At 71.3% G+C, this 21,617-nt stretch carries 18 protein-coding genes; 9 read left to right on the forward strand and 9 right to left on the reverse strand.

Going from position 1 to position 21,617, the window contains the following annotated elements; genetic code table 11:
- Nucleotides 1-151 precede the first annotated feature (151 nt).
- Nucleotides 152-1,306, forward strand: coding sequence for a nucleotide disphospho-sugar-binding domain-containing protein (locus ABZX02_RS00545; protein ID WP_355293948.1), 1,155 nt, complete (start codon nt 152-154; stop codon nt 1,304-1,306).
- Nucleotides 1,307-1,330: 24 nt separating this feature from the next.
- Nucleotides 1,331-4,483: a discoidin domain-containing protein gene (locus tag ABZX02_RS00550; protein WP_355293949.1), complete on the forward strand. Its 3,153-nt coding sequence runs from the start codon at nt 1,331-1,333 to the stop codon at nt 4,481-4,483.
- 96 nt (nt 4,484-4,579) lie between these two features.
- On the opposite strand, the gene ABZX02_RS00555 is transcribed toward ABZX02_RS00550, so the two are convergent.
- The gene (locus ABZX02_RS00555; RefSeq protein WP_355293950.1) at nt 4,580-5,191 is read right to left on the reverse strand and encodes a helix-turn-helix domain-containing protein; all 612 of its coding nucleotides are present in this window, start codon (nt 5,189-5,191) and stop codon (nt 4,580-4,582) included.
- A gap of 163 nt (nt 5,192-5,354) precedes the next feature.
- Here ABZX02_RS00555 and ABZX02_RS00560 point away from each other — a divergent pair, with 163 nt between their 5' ends.
- Nucleotides 5,355-5,780 carry a hypothetical protein gene (locus ABZX02_RS00560; protein WP_355293951.1) on the forward strand — a complete coding sequence of 142 codons (426 nt, stop codon included), beginning with the start codon at nt 5,355-5,357 and terminating at the stop codon, nt 5,778-5,780.
- Here the strand turns inward: ABZX02_RS00560 and ABZX02_RS00565 are convergent.
- Nucleotides 5,758-6,672: a hypothetical protein gene (locus tag ABZX02_RS00565; RefSeq protein ID WP_355293952.1), complete on the reverse strand. Its 915-nt coding sequence runs from the start codon at nt 6,670-6,672 to the stop codon at nt 5,758-5,760. The two genes, ABZX02_RS00560 and ABZX02_RS00565, sit on opposite strands and share 23 nt — an antisense overlap.
- 190 nt (nt 6,673-6,862) lie before the next feature.
- Between ABZX02_RS00565 and ABZX02_RS00570 the strand changes: the two genes are divergently transcribed.
- Together ABZX02_RS00570 and ABZX02_RS00575 are read left to right on the forward strand one after the other, a co-directional pair.
- Complete coding sequence (locus tag ABZX02_RS00570; RefSeq protein ID WP_355293953.1) at nt 6,863-9,373, forward strand: glycosyltransferase; 2,511 nt, start codon at nt 6,863-6,865, stop codon at nt 9,371-9,373.
- Nucleotides 9,373-10,758 (forward strand): radical SAM protein, encoded by a 1,386-nt coding sequence (locus ABZX02_RS00575; protein WP_355293954.1) that lies wholly within the window; start codon nt 9,373-9,375, stop codon nt 10,756-10,758. Before ABZX02_RS00570 ends, ABZX02_RS00575 begins: the two co-directional genes overlap by 1 nt.
- A 39-nt stretch (nt 10,759-10,797) precedes the next feature.
- On the opposite strand, the gene ABZX02_RS00580 is transcribed toward ABZX02_RS00575, so the two are convergent.
- From ABZX02_RS00580 to ABZX02_RS00590, 3 genes are read right to left on the reverse strand one after another with little or no spacing between them, the layout of a single operon-like run.
- The gene (locus ABZX02_RS00580; protein ID WP_355293955.1) at nt 10,798-12,339 is read right to left on the reverse strand and encodes a long-chain fatty acid--CoA ligase; all 1,542 of its coding nucleotides are present in this window, start codon (nt 12,337-12,339) and stop codon (nt 10,798-10,800) included.
- On the reverse strand, nt 12,339-13,466 hold the full coding sequence (locus ABZX02_RS00585; RefSeq protein ID WP_355293956.1) for a DUF5938 domain-containing protein: 1,128 nt from the start codon (nt 13,464-13,466) through the stop codon (nt 12,339-12,341). Before ABZX02_RS00585 ends, ABZX02_RS00580 begins: the two co-directional genes overlap by 1 nt.
- A gap of 4 nt (nt 13,467-13,470) precedes the next feature.
- Nucleotides 13,471-14,274, reverse strand: a complete 804-nt coding sequence (locus tag ABZX02_RS00590) for an SDR family oxidoreductase (protein WP_355293957.1) — start codon at nt 14,272-14,274, stop codon at nt 13,471-13,473.
- A gap of 134 nt (nt 14,275-14,408) precedes the next feature.
- On the opposite strand from ABZX02_RS00590, the gene ABZX02_RS00595 reads away from it, so the two are divergent.
- From ABZX02_RS00595 to vanX, 4 genes are all read left to right on the forward strand, one after another.
- Nucleotides 14,409-15,047, forward strand: coding sequence for a TetR/AcrR family transcriptional regulator (locus ABZX02_RS00595; RefSeq protein ID WP_355293958.1), 639 nt, complete (start codon nt 14,409-14,411; stop codon nt 15,045-15,047).
- Nucleotides 15,048-15,113: 66 nt separating this feature from the next.
- Nucleotides 15,114-16,070 carry a D-isomer specific 2-hydroxyacid dehydrogenase family protein gene (locus ABZX02_RS00600; RefSeq protein WP_355293959.1) on the forward strand — a complete coding sequence of 319 codons (957 nt, stop codon included), beginning with the start codon at nt 15,114-15,116 and terminating at the stop codon, nt 16,068-16,070.
- Nucleotides 16,067-17,059 (forward strand): D-alanine--D-alanine ligase family protein, encoded by a 993-nt coding sequence (locus ABZX02_RS00605; RefSeq protein WP_355293960.1) that lies wholly within the window; start codon nt 16,067-16,069, stop codon nt 17,057-17,059. Before ABZX02_RS00600 ends, ABZX02_RS00605 begins: the two co-directional genes overlap by 4 nt.
- Nucleotides 17,056-17,655 carry a D-Ala-D-Ala dipeptidase VanX gene (gene vanX, locus ABZX02_RS00610; RefSeq protein WP_355293961.1) on the forward strand — a complete coding sequence of 200 codons (600 nt, stop codon included), beginning with the start codon at nt 17,056-17,058 and terminating at the stop codon, nt 17,653-17,655. The genes ABZX02_RS00605 and vanX overlap by 4 nt, the downstream gene beginning before the upstream one ends.
- A 276-nt stretch (nt 17,656-17,931) precedes the next feature.
- Here vanX and ppk2 read toward each other — a convergent pair whose 3' ends face one another.
- From ppk2 to ABZX02_RS00630, 4 genes are all read right to left on the reverse strand, one after another.
- Nucleotides 17,932-18,894 carry a polyphosphate kinase 2 gene (gene ppk2 / locus ABZX02_RS00615; protein WP_355293962.1) on the reverse strand — a complete coding sequence of 321 codons (963 nt, stop codon included), beginning with the start codon at nt 18,892-18,894 and terminating at the stop codon, nt 17,932-17,934.
- Between the two features lie 47 nt (nt 18,895-18,941).
- Entirely contained in the window at nt 18,942-19,658 is a 717-nt protein-coding gene (locus tag ABZX02_RS00620; protein ID WP_355293963.1) for a polyprenol monophosphomannose synthase, read from the reverse strand.
- Entirely contained in the window at nt 19,655-20,401 is a 747-nt protein-coding gene (gene uppS, locus ABZX02_RS00625; protein WP_355294351.1) for a polyprenyl diphosphate synthase, read from the reverse strand. The genes ABZX02_RS00620 and uppS overlap by 4 nt, the downstream gene beginning before the upstream one ends.
- A 66-nt stretch (nt 20,402-20,467) precedes the next feature.
- The gene (locus ABZX02_RS00630) at nt 20,468-21,271 is read right to left on the reverse strand and encodes a hypothetical protein (RefSeq protein WP_355293964.1); all 804 of its coding nucleotides are present in this window, start codon (nt 21,269-21,271) and stop codon (nt 20,468-20,470) included.
- Between the last annotated feature and the right edge of the window lie 346 nt (nt 21,272-21,617).

Consider the following 21,617-nt stretch of genomic DNA (forward strand, 5'->3'; position numbering starts at 1 on the left):
CTGGCTCACACTTGTGGGCGTGGTCGCGCTCAGCGGTGACCACGCGCTTGCAGCCGTCATGACGATGCTCCTCGTCGGCTGCGCGACCGACCGCGCCCGTCGCTGATCGGACGAACTGGACAGGCCGGTGGACGTGCACTAGGCCTGTCCGATGCGAGTCGTCGTGGTTTCCGGGGGCGACCCCGGGCATGTGGTGCCCGCCATCGCGTTGTGCCTGCGGTTCGCCGAGGCCGGTGACACCCCGTTGCTGCTCACCGGCGGCCGCTGGGTCGAGGCGGCGGCCGCCGAGGGCATCAGCGCGTCGCGGGTGCCCGGACTGTCGTTGGAGGACCTGAAGGACGCGCCGGACCTCGGCCGCGCGCTGCACGACCAGGCCGCGACCTTGGCGACGGTCCTCGCACCCGAGTTGACCGCGCTCGCGCCCGACCTGGTCGTGTGCGACGTCCTGGCCCTGGGCGCGGGCATGGCCGCCGAGTTGGCCGGCGTGCCGTGGGTGCAGCTGTCGCCGCACCCGCTCTACGAGCCCTCGAAGTGGTTGCCGCCCATGGGAAGCGGGCTGGCGGCCGGGGTCGGGGTGCGGGGCAGGCTGCGCGACGCGGTGCTGCGCGCGTTGACGGCCCGGTCGCTGCGGCAGGGGGAACGGCAGCGAGCCGTTGTGCGGCAACGGATCGGGCTCGACCCGCGGGAGCCCGGACCGGCCGCGCGGCTGATCGCGACCTTGCCCGCGCTGGAGGTGCCGCGCCCGGACTGGCCGCGCGACGCGCACGTCGTGGGGCCGCTGCTGTGGGAGGCGAGCAAGGAGCGGCTGAGCCCGCCGCCGGGCGACGCGCCGCTGGTCGTCGTCGCGCCGTCGACGGCGTGGACCGGCGCGCGCGGCATGGCCGAGGTGGCGCTGGAAGCGTTGCAGGGCCTCGGGGTGCGGGCCGTCGTGTCCACTTTCGCGCCCGCCGCCGACCTGCCGGAGTGGGCGCGGTCGGGTCCCGGCGACCAGGACGCGTTGCTGCGCGAGGCCGAGGTGCTCGTCTGCGGCGGCGGGCACGGGATGCTGGTGAAGGCGCTGCGCGCGGCCGTGCCCGTCGTGGTGGTGCCCGGCGGTGGCGACCAGTGGGAGATGGCGTGCCGGGTCGCGCGGCAGGGGAGTGGTGTGCTGGTCCGACCGTCCACTGTGGAGGGTCTGCGGGACGCCGTGGGACGGGTGCTCGGCGACCCCGGGTTCGCCGCGGCGGCGGCTCGGGCGGCCGCGACGATCGCCGATGTTCGAGATCCTGTGCAGGTATGTCGGACTGCGTTGAGTCTTGCGCGTTGAGAGCGCTCCCACTCTAATAGGGCCATGCGCGTGTCAGTGACGATGCTCGTGGTGGCGGCGTTGACGATCTCGACGTCAGGGCCGGCGGTGGCGCACGGAGATCGCGCCGCGGAGGTGCGGCCGGGCAGTGCGGCGGCTGGCAGTGCCGACTCGACGGTGGTGCGGGGGAGTGCGGCGGCCGGCGATGCGGACGCGGCGGCTGTGCGGCAGGACCCCGAGGCGGCTGGCGACACGGATCCGGCGGCCGTGCGGCCGGGGAGCGCCGCGGCCTCCGACCTCTACCCCGCCGTGGGCGCGGGCACGGCCTTCCTCGACCACTCCCAGCTGCTCGGGAACGTTCCCGAGCCGGCCTGGTACGAGGCCAACATCCCGTTCGTGGACCTGCCCGACCGGGAGATCCGCGACACCTACTACTACCGCTGGCGGACCTACCGCGAGGCACTCAAGTACACCGGCCCGAAGGACGGCTGGATCGTCTCGGAGTTCCTCGGCCCGGTCGGCTACTCCGCCCCGAACGGTGGCATCGTCGCCGCGGCGGGCCACCACGTCTACGAGGGCCGCTGGCTGCGCGACCACCGCTACCTCGACGACTACGTCGACTACTGGCTGCGCGGCTCCGGCGCCGGCCCCAAGCCCGCGACCGACTTCCTCAACAAGAACACCACGGACTGGGCCCACCAGTACTCGTTCTGGGCCGCCGACGCCGTGGCCGCGCGGGCCGCGGTCGACGGGCGCGCGCGGTACGCCACCGACCGGCTGCCCGAGCTCGTGCGGCAGTGGCAGCGCTGGTCGCCGCAGTTCGACCAGAACCTCGGCCTCTACTGGCAGACGCCGGTCTGGGACGCGATGGAGTACACGGCGAGCTCCTACCAGAGCCCCGACCCCTACCACGGCGGCGACGGCTTCCGGCCGACGCTCAACGCCTACCAGTACGGCGACGCGCAGGCGATCGCGGAGCTGTTCCGGGCCAAGGGCGACCCGGCGGGCGCCCAGCCGTTCGAGCAGGCCGCGGCCGCGCTCAGGGCGAACCAGGAGCGGTGGCTCTGGGACGACGCGGGCAAGTTCTACAAGCACGTCATGCGCGACGACAACCCCGGCCGCACCAAGCTCGCCGACCGCGAGTCGATCGGGTTCGTGCCGTGGTACTTCCACATGGCGCCGGCCGCCAACAGCGCGGCGTGGGCGCAGCTGACCGACCCGCAGGGCTTCGCCGCCCCGTACGGGCCGACCACCGCCGAACGCCGCAGCCCGTGGTTCATGCGGGACGCGCTGAACGGCTGCTGCCGCTGGAACGGACCCAGCTGGCCGTACGCGACCAGCCAGACCCTCACGGCGCTCGCGAACCTGCTGATCGACTACCCGGCGCAGTCCCACGTCGACCGCGAGGACTACCTCTCGGTGCTGCGCGGCTACGCGTTGACGCAGCGCAAGAACGGTGAGCCCTACGTCGCGGAGGCGCACCACCCGGACGAGAACCGCTGGCTCTACGACGGCAAGGGCCACAGCGAGGACTACAACCACTCGACGTTCAACGACAACGTGCTGTCCGGCCTGCTCGGCATCCGGCCGCGGCTGGGTAACTCGGTGTCGATCTCGCCGCTGGTCCCGGACTCGTGGAGCCACTTCGCCGCCGAGAACGTGCCGTACCACGGCCACAACCTGACCGTGCTGTGGGACAGGGACGGCAGCCGCTACGGCAAGGGCGCGGGCCTGCGGGTCTGGATCGACGGCCGGCTGACCCACACCCAGTCCGGCCTGGCACCGCTGAACCTCACGATCCCCGCGCGCACGAGCGCCGACCTGACCGAACAGGTCGACGACTTCGCGAACGTCAGCCGCACCGGCTACCCGACGGCACGCGCGTCGCACAGCTACAGCGCCGACCCGCCCAGCAAGGCGATCGACGGCCAGGACTTCCACCTCGACGTGCCCGGCACGCGCTGGACCTCCTACGGCAGCCCCAACGCGGCGGACTGGCTGGAGGTCGACCTCGGCGCGCCGGCCCCGATCTCCGACCTGCGCGTCGTGTTCTACGACGACGGCGGGGGAGTGCGCGTGCCGACGACGTTCGACCTGCAGTACTGGGACGGCCAGTGGCGCGACGTCCCTGGCCAGCAACGAAGTCCGGCGCAACCGGTGGCGCGTCAGGTGAACCGCGTCCTGGTCCAGCCGGCGCTGACCACCAGCCGGGTGCGGATCCTGCCCCGCCGGGCGGACGGCGGCGCCGTCGGCATCACCTCGATCTCGTCGTGGCGCACGCCCGTGCGCGGGCTCCGAGCACTGATGCCGGACGAGCTCGCGGTCCGGTCCGGCGCGGTGGAGACGACCACGACCCTGACGGCACAGCAACAACTCCGCGACGTCCGGGCCGCGCTCGCGGTGCCGGCCGGGTGGAGCGCGGTGCCGCTGACGGCCGCCACCGCCGACCGGCTCGCACCGGGCCGCAGCCTGGTCACCCGGTGGCGCGTCACCGCACCCGGTCTGCGGCTCGGCGACCGCGCCCCGGTCCGGTTGCTCGCGACCGCGTCCGGCGGCGGCGCGACCTCCGTGCTCGGCTCGGCGCAGACCGTCTTCGACCCCGCCGACTACGCGAACGTCGCCTGGGACGACACCTTCGACGCGGACCGCCTCCCGTCGTACCGGGTGGACGGCCCGTTCGGCGAACCCTCACCCGCCCTGCAGGTCGCGAACGGCGTGCTGACCGCGACCTCGGGCGCACGGGCCGGCGCGGTGCTGGCCGCTCCGGTGGCCGGGAACGCGCGCGGCACGGCGGTGATCGTCGAACCGAGGTCGTTCGCGGGCTCGGCACCGGAGGACAGCCTGTTCCTCGGGCAAACGGCCGGGAACCGCGACTTCGCCCTGGCGTGGTTCAACAACGCGGGCAAGGCGTCCGGTGTGGACGTCACCGTGGCCGGCGTGCGCCGGGGCGACGAGGCGACCGGCGGGTGCTGCGCGACGCTCGGCTGGGCGCCGGGCGACCGGCTCGCCGTGGTGCTCGAGGCCGGTCAACTGACCAGCTGGCAGGAGCACGCGGGCCGGTGGGCGTTGCTGCGGTCGGCGCCGATCGGGACCGTCGTGGACCCGGCCGCCGTCGCCTCGTGGGCACCGGGACTCGGGCTCCGGCTGGACAGGGGCGCGCTGACGATCGACCGCTTCACCGTCCGCACGAAGGCTTAGACGTGTCCGGCAGGTCCGGAGGTGGTGTCACTGGGCGATGTCGGCTCCGGGAGCCACCACCGGCGCCTCTCACCGGACGACGTGGCCGGACACCGCTCAGGCGCCGCAGAGGCTCTCGACCAGGACCTGCCAGCTCGCGTTGAGGTCGTGCACCACGGCGGCCGGGTCGGGAGCGTCGTCGTCCTGCGTCTGCAGGTAGAGCAGGATCGGCCCCTCCAGCGCCGCCACGAGCTGCAACGCCAGCGTGCCGCTCGCGGCGGCGTGCGGACGGGCCTCGCCCAGCAGCATCTGCACGTGGAAGAGCGACGGGCTCTCGCTCGCCGGGATCGGCTGGCCGGGGTCGAGGGACGCGCGGGCGAGTGCCGTGTGCCGCACGAGGAACTCGAGCCGCGCCCGTCCGAACGCGACCAACCTCGCCACCGCGGGCGCGCCGGGTCCGAGGGGCGGCGGTCCGCTCATCACCTGCTGCTGGAACCGCGTCTCCTCCTCGTCCAGCAACGCGAGGAAGATGCCCGCACGCGTGCGGAAGCGGCGGAACACCGTGCCCTTGCCGAGGCCCGCGCGTTCGGCGAGGCCGTCCATCGTCACCCTGTCCACGCCGAGCTCCGCGACCATCTGCCGGGCGACCTCGATCAGGTGGGCGCGGTTGCGCGCGGCATCGGCCCTCTCCTCGCGGGGACGGCCCAGGGGCAGCGCGACAGGTTCCACGGGTTGAACGCTACCCCCTGACGGCGTGGCGTTCCGGAAGGCGCAACGCCTTCGAGCGGTGGCGCCGGTCCGGCTGTCACATCCGGTGCGTCCGCGTCGTCCAGAGGTCAGCGGACATCCCCGGATCCCCCGGCCCGATGTCCGGGACACGAAGGGCCACCAAGTGAAACTGCTGCTCGACCGGATCAGCCTGGCGTTCATCGCGGTCACGTCCGCGTACGTCGGGTTCTTCGCCTACTTCGCCCCGAAGACCTGGTACGACACATTCCCCGGCCTGGGCCTGCGCTGGCTGCCGCAACTCGGCCCGTACAACGAGCACTTCGCCAAGGACGTGGGCGCGGCCTACCTCGCGTTCACCGCGCTGAGCGTGGTGGCGCTGCTCTACGCGCGGAACAGGGCGGTGGTGCCGTTGGCGGGCGCCGCGCTCCTGGTGTTCAACGGCCTGCACTGCCTCTACCACCTGACGATGCTGCACATGTACGAGCCGAGGGACCAGGTGCTCAACGTGGTCCTGCTGGGACTGCTCGTGGTGGTGTCCGTGATCCTCGTGCTGCCCGGCGGCGCTGTCAGGACACCGGCCCGAGCTTGACCGGGGCAGGCGTGCGCAGCCGCTCGTCTCCGATCACCGTCACCGCCACCGGCCGCTGCGGGTCGAGTGCCGGCGCGGCCTGCGTCCAGCACCTCAGCAGGTGCTCGCACAGCCTCGTCTCCACCTCGACGGCGGCGGCCGCGGCGTGCAGCAGGTCCTGCGTCCTCGCCGGGTTCGCGGCGAGCAGGTCGCGGCACGCGGTGAGCAGTCGCAGCCAGCGCTGCTCGGCGGTCTCCTGGACCCGGACCGGCGCGCGCGACGGGAGTCCGAGGCGGTGCAGGCCGGCCGCGAGCCTGCGGTCCGAGATCAGGGAGAGCGCCGCCGACGCCGCCTGGTGACCCGCGGCGGTGGCCGACTCGGCGTGGCCGAGACCCAGCACGCGCATCGTGTTGTGCGCGGCGATCGCGACGGCGGGCAGCCGCTCGACGACGGCGTGCCGGTCGGCCTGGCGGGAGACCAGCGACTTGGCGGTGACGAGCTCGCGGACCTGGGCCGCCGTCGCCTTGGTCTCGATGAACGAGTACAGCGCGGTGTCGCCCGACCTCATCAGGCTGATGAGGTGGTCGCCGACGCGCGCGGGTGACGCGGTGTCGCCTCCCGCCGCACGGACCGCGGGCGCGGTGAGGGCGCGCAGCGCGGCCATCCACCGTTCGCTCAGCACCGTCTGCCAGTGCAGGAGGCCCGGTTCCTCGGCGCGGTCCGGCGCGACGCCGTCGAAGCCCCCGTCGAGCATCTCCAGCGAGATCCACAGCGCCAGCTGGAAGTCCGCGTCCGCCACGAGCCGGTCGGGTTCGCCGGCCGTCCCGGGCGCGGGCGGCCGGGCCTGCTCGACGTCGAGCAGCGCGGCGATGATGCCGGCGCTCAGCGGTCCGCGGGCGGTGGGCAACAACATCGAGCGCCTCCGACAGGTGATCCACAATCCCCGTGATCACCTACCCGCCCCGCGTCCGCTCAAACCCGGTGCGGTGAAGTGATGTCGACCGGGATTCCGCGCGGTGGCGCCGATTGAGACGCGACCTGGCGGGGAAGCGCTTTCATGCTACGTTCGAATGAGAGTGACATCACTCGAAACGGAGCAGCCCATGCCGGTGCTTTGGGGTGTCTCGTTCGATGCCACGGCCATGTCCGGCGTGGTGGTCGAATTCCTCAAAACCGCCAAGTCCTTCACCGATCGCGGTTATCGCGTCCATCTCGACCTCGGCTACGACATCAAAGCCGACAAAGACCGCTTCTTCACCGACTACCGGCACGAACGCGTGCCGGACTGGGTCACGCTGGACCGCGTGGACGGCATCGCCGCCATTGCGGGATATCACCGGGAGTTCGTCGCGGCGACGCTGGAATCCGTCCGCCGCGACGAGGTGCCCGACACCGAGCGCGTCACCGCCGAACTCGCCGCCGCGATCGTGCGGACGTGGGAGGACCGCGGCGTCGACCTCGTGGTGGTCGAGAACGGCACGCTGCCGGAGAACGTCGCCTACACGAAAGCGCTCTACCGGGCGATCGCCACCTACGGCGCGAGACACGACCTGGGCCGGTACGTGCTGTGGCGCGACCACGACCTGATGTGGCAGAGCGAACCCGCGAAGTACGGCAGCTTCCCGTACCCCGCGACGCCGCCGATGGTGAACTCCCCGCACATCCACTACTTCGCGCTGCACGAGGAGGCGCGGCGGCGCACTCTCGAGTGGATGCCGCACCTGCGCAACCTCGACGTGCTGCCGAACACGTTCACCCCGCCGAGCCGTCCCGGGAGACCGGACTTCCGGCAGCGGTACGGCATCGCGCCGGACACCCGGCTCCTCGCCCGGTGCACCCGGATCATCCCGCAGAAGCGCATCGACCGGGACCTGCACCTGCTGGCCCACCTGCCGGGCACGTGCCTGTTCGTCGCGGGCGACACCGAGGAGGACCCGGCCGAGACCGCACGGCTGCGCGCGCTCGCGCGGGAGCTGCAGGTCGACGTCGTGTTCGGGGGCGTCCTCGAACCGTGCGAGTCCACAGGCGACGGGTTCTCGGTGCGCGACCTGCTCGCACACGCCGACGTCGTCTCGTTCCTGACGTCGTACGACTACGAGAGCTTCGGCAACCCCGTCGGCGAGGCGATCGCGGCCGGTGTGCCGTACATCGCGAGCCGGTACGCCCTGTACGACACGGTGTACGGCGGGTACGAGGCGCCGGTGCTCGACATCCGGGAGCACGACCTGCCGACGGCCGGGTTCGCCCGGCAGGTCCACGAGCTCATGACCGACGCGGAGAGGCGGGCGCACGTGGTGGCGCACAACAGGCAGCTCGGCACGCACACCCGCGAGGCCGCGACCGAACTGGTGGAGACGCTGTTCCCGCCCGCGATGGGACCGGCCGTCCGCGCCAGCGTGGTGCTGCCGGTGTTCGACGAGGCCGCGAACATCGAGTCCGTGCTGCGGTCCCTGTGCGACCAGGAGGACGCCGACCCCGCCACGTACGAGATCGTGCTGGTGGACAACAACTCCACGGACGCCACCGTCGAGCTCGCCCGCCGCTTCGCCGAGACGTCCCCGGTCGAGATCCACGTGATCAGCGAACGCGAGCAGGGCGTGGCGTGCGCGCGCCGGGCGGGCATGGAGTTCGCGGTGCGCAGGAGCCGCAACCGCCAGGACCCGGGCGACCGGTTCTACCTGCTGTCGGCCGACGCGGACTGCCGGGTCGACCGCCGCTGGCTCGTCGAGCTCCTCGCGGTGATGGACGAGGAAAAGGCCGCGATCGGCGTCTGCGACTACTACTACGACGCCGAGCACTTCGTCGGCAGGCCACGCCTCTGGGACGCCATCCAGCGCACGCTGCGGTGCCGCGCCGTCACGTTCGCGTTGTTCGGCGGCTTCCCCGACGGCAAGGGCTTCGCGGTCGAACGCGAGGCCTACGAGGACGTCGGCGGCATCGAGATCTTCTACCAGCTCAAGGACGGGAGGTTCGTCAACCACCTGTCGGACGACTGGGACTTCGGCATCCGGGTCGCGGGTTCCGGGCACGCCATCAGCTACGCCCCGAGGTCGCGCGTCGAGATCAACCCGCGGCGCGTCGACCACGCGATCGACGAGGTCATCGCCGGTCGCGCGTACGGGACCGACGGCATCATCGTCATGCGGGACATCCGCCCCGAGGCGCCGCCGAGCACTGCCGACCTCACCGCGGCCGAGGCACTGCAGGCCTGGGAGTTCTCCATCAAGGACTTCACCCCGAAGAACGCGGTGCTGCCCGTCCTGCTCACCCCGTCCTTCCTCGACGAGGACGCCGTCGTGGAGTTCTTCGGCGAGGACCTGGCCGCACGGCTGGGCGCGCGCATCGCGGAGATCAAGGCGGAGATGAGCGTCGTCGACTTCCTGCCCATCCACTCCTACAAGACGCCGTCCTACCGGCTCTACCTCGAGTTCCGCGACGAGATCTTCGCCCGGCTGCGTGCGACGGTCGGGGAGGACATCGGCTTCCCGCCACCGCTGCCGGAGTGCTTCGCCGACGTGCCCGAGCACCGGTTCGCGGAGTTCGTGAAGTACTACTGCGAGGACCGCGAGTCGGGGGAGGCGCACAACTACTTCGGGAACGGAGGCGTGTTCTGATGGACCACGAACCGAGGGTGTGGGCGGCCCTGCAGGACCCGGCCAACGCGCACCTGCTCGACTACGTCACCGAGGACCCGTTCGGCGCACACGTGTTCCCCGGCAACCTCGAGAGCTACGGCGTCGATGGCTTCCTCGACGACCTGAGCGACCAGCTCACCGACACGGCGCCGATCCACCTGTGGTCCTACATCCCCACGTGCGCCTACAAGTGCCGCTTCTGCCAGTACCCGGTCGTGCTGGTCAAGGGTGGGCGCAACGAGCAGAAGCTCACGCAGTGGGTGGACTGGAACATCCGCGAGGCGGAGCTGTGGTTGCGGCGCGTGCCCGAGCTCGCGAAGGCTCCCGTCGGCGAGTTCAACGTCTTCGGCGGCACCCCGTCGTTGTTGCCGGAGAAGGACATCCGGCGGCTGCTCGACTTCTACCGCGAGAACTTCGGGTTCACCGAGGACACCACGATCCGCTTCGAGGGCGACCCGAGCACGTTCACCCCGGCGAAGCTGGCGGCGTTGCGGGAACTGGGCTGCACCAAGCTCTCGAGCGGCGTGCAGTCCTTCGACGACGCCGTGCTGCGCGAGTGCGGCCGCGAGCACTCCGCGCAGATGTGCGTCGACTTCGTGCGCAACGCGCAGGCCGCCGGGTTCGAGTGGATCAGCATCGACCTGATGTACGGCCTGCTCGACCAGACCGTCGACAGCGTCCGGCGCGACCTCGACGTGGTGCTGGAGAACGAGGTCACCGCCGTGGTGTGCACGAAACTGCACCTGAAGTCCTACGCGGAGACCAGGACCGGCGTGGCGGGGGAGCAGCCCGCGCCGTGGCAGCTGCCGCAGTACCGCGAGAAGCTGGTGCGGGACGGGCACTTCTGGCCGACGTTGCAGGACCAGTACCGGATGCGCGAGGTGCTGACGGACGGCCTGCGCGCCGCCGGCTACACCGAACACCCCACGATGTACTTCGCCCGCGACGGCCTCGGGCCGGAGAAGTGGAAGTCCATCATGGTCGACCAGGACAAGCAGGAGGCCGAGGTCGCGATCGGACTGGGCGGCAGCTCCAGCTGCCGGTCCTCCGAGGCGATCACCGACGTGAACTGGAAGACCTACGCCCAGGCCGTCGACGAGGGCCGCGTGCCGCTCGGGTCGGCCACCGGCTTCGACGCACACGCGCAGGAGGCGCGGGCGGTGAAGATGGCGCTGTCGACGTTGCGCCCGGTGCGCGACGACCTGCACCGGGCGCGCTACGGCCGGTCGCTGCACGACAGCCCGTGGCGGGAGAAGTTCGCCTCCCTGGCCGAACGAGGACTCGTGACGGTCGACCCCAGGGGAGTCTCGCTCACCGACGACGGCGAGGTGCTGGTCGAGGCGATCATCAACACCGAGCTCTGACGTGCGGCGAGGGCGTGGCCCGTCCTCGCCGCACACCGGTCACGGCGCCTCGCGGGACAGCCGCTGCCTGATCTCGGCCTTGAGCACCTTGCCCACCTTGGACCGCGGCAGGTCGGGCCAGATCTCGACCTGCTTCGGAGCCTTCACGCTGCCGAGCTGCTCCTTCACGAACGTGATCAGCGCGGCGGGGTCGGCGTGGCCGGCCGAACGCAGCTGCACCACGGCCGTCACGCGTTCGCCCCACTTCTCGTCGGGCAGCCCGACCACCGCGGTGTCCTGGACCGCCGGGTGCGCCCGCAGCGCCTGCTCGACCTCGGCCGAGTAGACGTTGAAGCCACCCGTGATGATCATGTCCTTGGCCCGGTCGACGATGAACAGGAAGTTGTCCGCGTCGAGGTAGCCGATGTCGCCGGTGTGGTGCCAGCCGAACGCGCTCACCTCGGCCGTGGCCGCCGGGTTCTCGTGGTACCCGGCCATCACGAGCGGGCCGCGCACCACGATCTCACCGCGTTCGCCGGTGGGCAGCAGCGTGCCGTCCGCCGCCATGATCGCGACCTGGGTCAGCGGGGTGGGCCTGCCGGCCGAGGACAACCGGTCCGTCGCGACCGACCCGTCGGGCAGGAAGTGGTCGGCCGGCGCCAGGGTCGCGATCATGTTCGGCGCCTCGGTCTGCCCGAACAGCTGGCCCATCACCGGCCCGATCCGCCGCAGCGCCTCGGTGAGCCGCACCGGCGACATCGGCGCGGCGCCGTACCAGAGGCACCGCAACGAGGTCAGGTCCGTCGCGTCGAGCGCGGGGTGGTCGAGCAGGCCGTAGATCACCGTCGGCGGCAGGAACGCGTGCGTGATCCGGTGGTGCTCGATCAGCCGCAGGAACTCGCCGAGGTCCGGCGCCGGCATGATCACCGTCTCGCCGCCGGTCGCCATGATCGGGAACGTGAGCACGCCCGCCGAGTGCGTGAGCGGGGCGAGCGCGAGGTAGCGCGGCCGGTCGCCGAACGGGTAGCTCATCAGCGTGAGCGCCGTGGCGGTCTCCAGGTTGTGCCCGGTCAGCCGCACACCCTTGGGACGCCCGGTCGTGCCGCCGGTGCCCGCGAGCACGCAGAGGTCGTCGTCGGCCACCTCCACCGGCTCGGGTTCGCGGCCGAGCTCCCTTGACCAGTCGGCGAAGGAGACCGCGCCCTCCACCTCGCCGTCCAGGCACACCAACGTGGTCAACGCCGGGAGGTCACCGCGGATCTTGTGCACCAGCGGCGCGAACGCGGCCTGGAAGAACAGGCAGCGGCACCCGAACAGGTCGAGCAGCTCGCGGTTCTCGGCCGCCTCGTTGCGCGGGTTGACCGGGCACCACACCGCTCCGGCCCGCGAGATGCCGAACACGCAGGTGAGCGCCAGCGGGTCGTTCGCCGACAGCACCGCGACCCGGTCACCCGGCCCGATCCCGCTGCCCTGCAACGCTCCCGCGATCTCCCGTGAACGCCGCTGGACCTCGGCGTAGGTCTGCGACACCCCGCCGATCGTGAGGCAGGGCGCGTCGCCCCCGAGCGACGCGCCCTTGTCCAGGTAGTCGGACAGCCTCATCAGCGGTGCACTTCGACGATCGGGTCGAGCACCAGGCCGAACGACCGCAGTGCGCCCAGCAGCTCCCGGTGCCCGAACGCCTGGCAGCCCGAGGCGAACCCGACGCGACGCGGCGCGTCCTGCAACAGGTGCACGGCGGCGTGCACGTTCAACAGCGCCGTCTGCTTGTAGTTGCAGTTGCCGTGGATGACGCACGACGCACGACCCAGCGGGCCGGAGGCGTGCACCGAGTCGAGCGAGATGTTGATCCGCGGGTTCTCGCGCGGCGGCATCTCACTGCGCACCTGGGCAGAGAACGCGTCCACGATCTCGTACTTCTCCGCGTCCGACTTGCCCTCCATCTGCTCCAGCGCCGCCGCGACGATCTGCGGCACGCCGAGCATCAGCGGCCGGTTGAACACCCCGCCGAGCGCCCGCACCGACGCGACGCGCGGATCCCGCTTGAACCACACGGGATGCGCGGTGCCGCCCCACGGCAGCGCGAGGCCGAGCTCGTGCTGGCCGGGCACGACGAGCTCGTAGAGGCCCGCGTCCGGCGGCCATTCCACGTACTCGTTCTGCTCCAGGTAGTACGCCTTCGCGAACGCGGCGTTCGTGAGGATCGTGTTCGTGGAAGCGACCGTGGGATAACCCTTCCAGAACACCCCGATGTCCAAAGTGTCCAGTCCGGGCTGCTCCAGGCAGATCTGCGCGGCGATCTCGCCGACCGTGTACATCTGCGCGATGCCGGGGGAGATCAGCAGGCCCTGCTTCGCGAACTCGGCGCCGTACCGCGCGTCGGCGTCGATCATCCAGTCCTGCTCGCCGTTGGTGTCGGTGTAGTGCGCGCCGACGTTCAGGCTCGCCCGTGCGGCCTCGTGGCCGTAGCGCGAGAACGGGCCGACGGTGTTGAGCACGACCTTGGTGCCCTCGAAGGCTTCCGTCAGCGCTTCCTCGGTGTGCTCGACCTCGATGACGTCGTAGGACACCGTGTCGATGCCGGGCACGGCGTCGACGGCCTCCTTGACGCGCTTGCCGTCCCGGCCGGCCGCGAGGAAGGGGATGCCGTACTCGCGCAGGTACTCGCAGATCAGCCGGCCGGTGTAGCCGGAGGCGCCGTAGACGACGACGGGCTTGTCGGTGGGCATCGCGTCACATCCCCATTCCGCCGTCGACCGGCAGACCCGCGCCGGTGATGAACTTCGAGGCGTCGGAGGCGAGGAACACCACGGCGTCCGCCATGTCGTCGACCTGTCCGAGGCGGCCGAGCGGGGTGAGCTCGACGACCGCGCCGACGGCGGCCTCGACCGACGGGAACAGGCCGAGCTCGGCGCAGTCGACGGCGAGCTGGTTGCCCATGGCCGTCGGCGTGAGGCCGGGGTAGATGCAGTTGACGCGCACGCCGTAGCCGAGCTTGCCGGACTCGGCGGCGGCGACCCTGGTCAGCCGGTCGATGGCGGACTTCGTCGCCGAGTAGACGCTGATGCCGGGGAACGCGATGGTCGCGGCGACGGACGCGACGCTGATGATCGAGCCGCCGTTGCCGGCCGCGCCGCCGGGGCGCATGGCGCGCAGGCCGTGTTTCATGCCGAGCGCGGTGCCGAGCACGTTCACGTCCAGCATCTTGCGGACGTCGGCGGGGTCGAGCTCGGTGATCAGGCTGGTGATCTCGATGCCCGCGTTGTTGACGAGGACGTCGAGCCCGCCGATCGCGTCGACCGCCGTGCTCACCGCGGAGGCCCAGCTCGCGTCGTCGGTGACGTCCAGCGGCACGAACTCCGCCGTGGCGCCGGAGTCGCGCAACGCTTGGGCGGTCTGCTTGCCCTCCTCCTCCAGGACGTCGCCGATCAGGACCGACGCCCCAGCCGCCGCGAGCGCCTGCGCCATGCCCGCGCCGAGACCTCGTGCACCACCTGTGACCAGCGCTTTCCGCCCGCTCAGCTGATAACTCGTCATTGAGTCGCCTCCTCGGTGAGATGGCTCACACACTAGCTATTCCTTGACAGTCGTCAAGTTTTTCCTTGACGACTGTCCAAGATTTTTTGGACGAGTGGTCAAGGTTTGTCGCAGTGAGCGGTACGCTCCGAGGCGTGACAGAAGTCGCTGCGCGCAAGCAGGACCGCATCGCCCGCCGGCAGGTCGACAAGTTCGACGCCCGGCGGACCGAGCTCGCGGTGGCGACGCTGCACACGCTCGCCGAGCTGGGCTACGCGCGGACGAGCCTGCGGGAGATCGCGCAGAACTCCGAGTTCTCGCACGGCGTCCTGCACTACTACTTCGCGGACAAGCGCGACCTGATCACCGAGGCGGTCCGGCAGTACGAGGTCGTCTGCGTGACGCGCTACGACGAGGTCGTGGCCACCTCGACGACGGCGGAGCAGCTGCGCGACGGGTTCGTGGCGATGTTCTTCGACACCCTCGGCCAGGACGCGACGCTGCACCGCCTCTGGTACGACCTGCGCAACCAGAGCCTGTTCGACGAGACGTTCCGCGCCGACGTGCTGGAGATCGACGGCCACCGCGAGGACATGGTGTGGCGGGTGGTCGGCCGCTACGCCGAACTGCTCGGGGGCGCGCCCGCCGCGTCGTCCGCGGTCACCTACGTGACCCTCGACGGCGTCTTCCAGCGGGCGATGCTGCAGCACTTCGCGGGCAACACCGAAATGGTCGCGCAGTCGCGCGCCGAACTCCCCGGAGTTCTCGACCTGCTGGTGAAAAAGGCCGACTAGCCTTATCGCGGGCATATCGAAAAGCGCATACCCGCTCGCAACGCCTCCTCTTCTTGAATCGGAGGCATGGCAACTGGCATCACGATCTACGGGTGCGGGCAGGACGAGGCCGTCCTGTTCCGGAGAATGGCACCCCGCTGCGGTGTGACGCCGACCATCACCGGCGCGCCGCTGTCCGAGGCCACCGCCGGACTGGCCCGCGGCACCCGGTGCGTCAGCGTCGGCCACCGGTCCCGGGTCACCGCCTCGGCGCTGCTCGCGCTCGGTCGCGCGGGCGTCCGGTACCTCTCGACGCGCAGTGCCGGGGTCGACCACATCGACCTCGAGTGCGCGGAGAGCGTGGGCATCGCGGTCGGCAACACCGCGTACTCGCCGGACAGCGTCGCCGACTTCACGGTGATGCTCGTGCTCATGGCGGTGCGCGACGCGAAGTCCGTGCTGCGTCGCGCTGACCTGCACGACTACCGGTTGGGTGCGGTGCGCGGGCGGGAGTTGCGCGACCTGACGATCGGCGTGGTCGGCACCGGGCGCATCGGCTCGGCGGTGGTGGACCGGTTGCGCGGCTTCGGCTGCGCGGTGCTGGCCCACGACAGCCGTCCCTGCAGCTCGGCGGACTACCTGCCGCTCGACGACCTGCTGCGGGTGTGCGACGTCGTCACGCTGCACACGCCGCTGACACCGGCGACCCACCACCTCCTCGACCGCGACCGGATCGCGTCGATGAAGCCCGGCGCGGTCGTCGTGAACACCGGGCGCGGCCCGCTGGTCGACAACAAGGCGTTGGTCGAGGCACTGGAAAGCGGAAGGCTCGGTGGTGCGGCACTGGACGTCGTGGAAGGCGAGGAAGGAATCTTCTACGCCGATCACGCGGTGCTGGACAGCGAGCCCCTGCTGCGGTTGCAAAGAATGCCGAACGTGCTCATCACGCCGCACACCGCTTATTACACGGACCACGCCCTGAGCGACACCGTGGAGAACACGCTCGTCAACTGCCTGGAATTCGAACGCGGGGGACACGCATGACCAGGATCGCGATCATCTTCGGCGGGACCTTCGAGGAGCACCCCGTCTCGGTGAAGTCGGCACGGGAGGTCGCCCGGTGCCTCGACACCGACAGGTACGACCCGCTCTGGATCAAGATCACACGCGGCGGCGACTGGCTGCTCTGCGCGGGTCCGGACGCGGAGGACGGCCGTCCGGTCGTGCTGGCGCCGTCCGGACTGCTCATGCTGGACGACGGCCGGTACGAGGTGCTGCCCGTCGACGTCGTGTTCCCCGTGCTGCACGGCAGGCTGGGGGAGGACGGCGCGGTGCAGGGCCTGCTGGAGGTCGCGGGCATCCCGTACGTGGGGTGCGACGTGCAGAGCTCGGCGCTGTGCATGGACAAGTCGCTGACCTACGTCGTCGCCCGCGCCGCCGGGGTCGCGACTCCGGCCTTCTGGACCGAGCCTCCGGACGCGCCGGACTACCCGGTCTTCGTGAAGCCCGCCCGGTCCGGGTCGTCGTTCGGCGTGACCAAGGCGTCCACGGCGGACGAGCTGCGGATCGCCCTGGAGGTCGCCCGGCGGTACGACTCGAAGGTCCTGGTCGAACAGGCCGTGGCGGGCAGCGAGATCGGCTGCGCGGTCCTCGGCGACGGCGACGAGTTGGTCGTCGGCGAACCGGACCGGGTCGCGCTGACGCACGGCTTCTTCCGCATCCACCAGGAGGACGCGCCCGAGACCGGGTCGGAGAACGCGACGTTCATCGTCCCGGCGGACATCTCGGCGCGCTCACGCGACCTCGTGGTCGAGACGGCGAAGACGGTGTACCGCGCACTGGGCTGCTCGGGCCTCGCCAGGGTGGACATGTTCCTGACGCCGGACGGCGAGGTGGTCCTCAACGAGGTCAACACCCTGCCCGGCCTCACCTCCTACAGCCGCTACCCCCGGATGATGGCCGCTGCCGGGCTGTCGCTCGGCGACGTGATCGACCGGCTGGTGTCGCTCGCCCTGACGGGGAAGGCGCGGTGAACGCCGGCTTCGCCTTCGTGGACGTGCCCGGCGTCCGCTGGGACGCCAAGTACGCAACCTGGGACAACTTCACCGGCAAACCCGTGGACGGCTACCTGGTGAACCGGATCGCCGGCACCAGGGCACTGGTCGCGGCCCTGGAGATGGCGCAGGAGAAGGCCGAGTCGCTCGGGTTCGGCCTCCTGCTGTGGGACGGCTACCGCCCGCAACGCGCCGTCGACTGCTTCGTGCGCTGGGCCGCGCAACCCGAGGACCCCGCCACGAAGGCGCGCTTCCACCCGTGCATCACCAGGGCCGAGATGTTCGAACAGGGTTACGTGGCAACCAGATCGGGCCACAGCCGCGGCAGCACCGTCGACCTCACGCTCTACCACCTGGACACCGGGGAACTCGCGGAGATGGGCGGCGGCCACGACCTGATGGACCCGATCTCGCACCACGGCGCCCCTGTCGGTCCGGCCGCCACGGCGAACCGGCAGCACCTCTGCGCGATCATGGAGGCGTGCGGGTTTCGGCGCTATGACAGCGAATGGTGGCACTACACGCTGGTCGACGAGCCTTACCCGGACACCTACTTCGACTTCCCGGTCGGCTGAGGTCAGAGCAGGCTGGACACCACGGCGCCGTGTTCGTCCAGCACCCGGATGCTCGGCACGTCCTGCGCGTCCACGGACAGCACGATGCGCGGCCGCCGGAGTGGTGATGGCGATCGTGGCGGCTGCCAGGGCGGCGCCGCGCAGGGCGGTGCGGCGGGACAGCGGTGAGGTCGTGCGAGGAAGTCGACCGGTGATCGCGGTGATGATCACTGGGTGGGCCGGAGTGGTCGGGGTGGGGCCGGCTCGCTGGTGCGGGAGCCGGCCCCGGGGTTCCGGTCAGGGGTGCAGACCCGGGCCGGGTTCCGTGCTCGGCGCGATGGGCGTGGGGCTCAACGCCGTCTCGTCCTCGCCCTCCTCGAGCAACGTCGCGGCCGGCCCGACGATGCGGACGTCCGGCGTGCCGATCACGTCGAAGTCCTTGTCGTCGTAGTCGAAGCGGGCCAGCACGCTGCGCATCGCCTCGATGCGCGCCCGCTTCTTGTCGTTGCTCTTCACGACGGTCCACGGTGCGATCTCGGTGTCGGTGGAGCGCAGCATCGCGACCTTGGCCTCGGTGTAGTCGTCCCACCGGTCGAGCGACCTGATGTCGTTCGGGCTGAGCTTCCACTGGCGCACCGGGTCGATCTGGCGGATGACGAACCGGGTGCGCTGTTCGTTGCGGGACACGGAGAACCAGAACTTCACGAGCATCACGCCGTCGTCGACGAGCATCTGCTCGAACAGCGGTGCCTGCTTCATGAACAGGTCGTACTCGTCCTTGGTGCAGTAGCCCATCACGTGTTCGACGACGGCGCGGTTGTACCAGGACCGGTCGAACAGCACGATCTCGCCGGAGGTCGGTAACTGGCGGACGTAGCGCTGGAAGTACCACTCGCCCTGCTCGCGCTCGCTCGGCTTGTCGAGCGCGACGGTGCGGGCTCCGCGCGGGTCGAGGTGCTCGGTGAACCGCTTGATGGTGCCGCCCTTGCCGGCGGCGTCGCGGCCCTCGAACAGGATCACCAGGCGCTGGCCGGTCTCGGCGACCCAGTGCTGGAGCTTGAGGAGCTCGATCTGCAGCAGGCGCTTGAGCCGCTCGTACTCCGGGCGGGGCATCCGTTCGGTGAACGGGTAGTTCTCCTGCCAGGTGAGCACTTCGCGGCCGTGCGCGTCGAGGAGGATCGGTTCGTCGGCGTCGGGGAACTCGGCGGTGTAGCCCTCGACGAGGAGCTCGGCGGCATCAGCGGTCACGGATTCGTACATACCCGACGTATCGGGGCCAAAAACCGGGTACCGCACGGCGCCGGTGGTCAGCTCCGCCGGAAGAGCAGCCGCCACGGCATGACCGCGGACTCCACTTGCACGGCGAAGCTCATCTTGGACGCGCCCTCGGCCCGTTCGTCGAACCGGATGGGGACCTCCGCGATGCGCATCCCGCGCCGCACCACGCGGTGGTTCATCTCGACCTGGAACGCGTACCCGTTGCTCTCCACGGTCGCGACGTCGATCCGCCGGAGGGTGGTGGCGTGCCAGGCCTTGAACCCCGCCGTGGCGTCCTTGACGCGCAAGCGAAGGATGGCGTTGACGTAGAAGTTCGCCCACGCGGAGAGCGCCTTGCGGTGCCACTTCCACTCGGCCGAGACCGACCCGCCCGGTACGTAGCGGGAGCCGATGACGACGGCCGCGTCGGTGGTGCGCAGGACGTCGAGCATGGCGGGGATGGTGCCGGCCGGGTGGGAGAGGTCGGCGTCCATCTGCACGACCACGTCGGCGCCGTCGTCGAGGGCCTTCAGGATGCCCGCCACGTACGCGCGGCCGAGACCGTTCTTCTCGGTGCGGTGCAGGACGGTGAGCGGCAGCGGACCGCTGGCCGCCAGGTCGTCGGCGAGTTCGCCGGTGCCGTCGGGCGAGCCGTCGTCGACGACCAGGACGTGCAGGTCCGGCACGTCGAGCCCGGCGAGCAGTCCGACGAGCACCGGCAGGTTCTCGCGTTCGTCGTAGGTCGGTACGACCACCGTGACCTTCATCGTCGTCCTCGCGAGTCGGAGTAGGAGCGCAGGGCGCGCAGGAAGTCGAGGTACCGGAAGCCCGGCCAGTGCACGTCGCAGAAGTGCAGCTCGGCGAAGGCCGCCTGCCACAGCAGGAACCCGGAGATCCGCACCTCGCCGCTGGTGCGGATCACCAGGTCGGGGTCGGGCTGCCCGGCCGTGTAGAGGTGCCGGGCGATGTCGTCCGGGGTGAGGGTCGCGCTCAGCTCGTCGATGCTCTTCCCGCTGTCCAGCAACGACTTGACGGCGTCGACCAGCTCGTGGCGGCCGTCGTAGCCCACGGCGACGGTCAGGTCGAACCCGGCGTCCCGGTCGCGCGTCTCCTCCTCGGCCAGCTCCAGCGCGTGCCGGGTGGTGTCGGGCAGCAGGTCGAGGCGCCCGGCGGCGTGCGTCCGCCACCGCGCCGACCCGACGGCCCGCGGCACCACGATCCGCTCGACGTGGTCCATCAGGTTCAGCACCTCGGTGCCGGCGCGCTTGTGGAGGTTGTCCGCGGACGCGACGAACACGGTCAGGTGGCGGATGCCGATGTCCTCGCACCAGTCCATCAGGTCCTGGAGGTGTTCGGCGCCGTGCCGGTGCCCGAGGCTCGGGTCGTCGAGCCCGACCTGCCGCGCCCACCGCCGGTTGCCGTCCATGACCACGGCGACGTGCCCCGGCAGCACCCCGTCCGCCAGCAGCCGCCTGCGCAGCCGGCGGGCGTGGAGGGTCCGGATGATCATCACGCCCGCGAAGCTAACACCGCCCGTGTGCCTGCACGGCCGGAATCGGGCAGCCCTCCGGAACCTTCACAAACCCTCCACAGCGAGCGGGTGCGCCCGAGTCCAGTCGTCGACGTGGAACGGCTCGCCCCCGACGGCTTTCGCGGCGTGGCGCGCGACCGCGGCGGGCAGGTCCGCGTCGGTCATGTCGAGCCGCACCCGGTAGTCCGCGACGAACGCCGCCGCGACGTCCGCCGAGGTCAGCCCCGGCGCGTGGTCGGCGAGCCCGGCGATGGAACTCTCCCGCAGCTCGTAGCCGAGCGCCCGGGACAGGTCGATGATCACGGCACGCACCCGGTCCGAGACGGCCACCTGCACGACGGTGCTGAACAGCGAGCCGGTCGCCGTCACCCGCTGCGCCGAGCCCACGACCTTCGCGACGCCACCGACGTTGATGCTGTACTCGCCGGGGCAGTACTCGCCCTCGACCTCACCGATGCGCGCGTCGACACCGAAGTCCCGCAGCACCCGGACGTGGCTCTCGGCGTTGGCGGCGAACGTGGCGCTGCCCGCGTGCCGGATGTCGGTGGTGCTGTCGAGGTGGTCGATCACGACGGCGCCCTCGTCGTAGGCGACCATCCGCCCGCCCGGCGACCGGACGACGGGCTCGAACCCGGCCGCGCGGGCGAGCGCGGTGGCCTCGGCGATGCCGGGTGAGCGCAGGTCGCGGCCGCTGAACGCGACGGTGGGGGCCGCCGGTACGTAGACGTGGACCAGCTGGGACCAGGGGGCTGCGGGGGTGCGCAGGAGGAGGGCGGGGGTCACCAGGTCGGTGACGGCGTTGCCGCTGGTGCCGGTGGCCAGCAGGCGGGGGTTCGGTGCGGTGGACACGGCGGTGATTGTCGACGACGGGTGGGGGAGGCGCGGGGTGGCGCGCCTCACGGTCCGGTGGGGGCGCGGAAGGAGGGGGCGGTGGAGGGAGGGGGCGGTAGAGGGAGGGTGCGGGCGGAGGGGGAGAGAGCGGTGGAGGGGAGAGCGGGTGGCGGGTGCGGTGAGGCATGCCGGGAGCGGCGGCTGGCCGGGAGGGTGGGTGTCCGGGACCGGCGGCGTGCCCGCTCCCCAGAACGGGAGCGGGGGGGGGGGGGGGGGGGGGGGGGCGCCCCCCCCCCCCCCCCCCCCCCCCCCCCCCGCCCCCCCCCGCCCCCCCCCCCCCCCCCGCCGGACGCCCCACCGCCCC

The organism is Lentzea sp. NPDC003310, assembly GCF_040610935.1.
GTDB lineage: Bacteria > Actinomycetota > Actinomycetes > Mycobacteriales > Pseudonocardiaceae > Lentzea.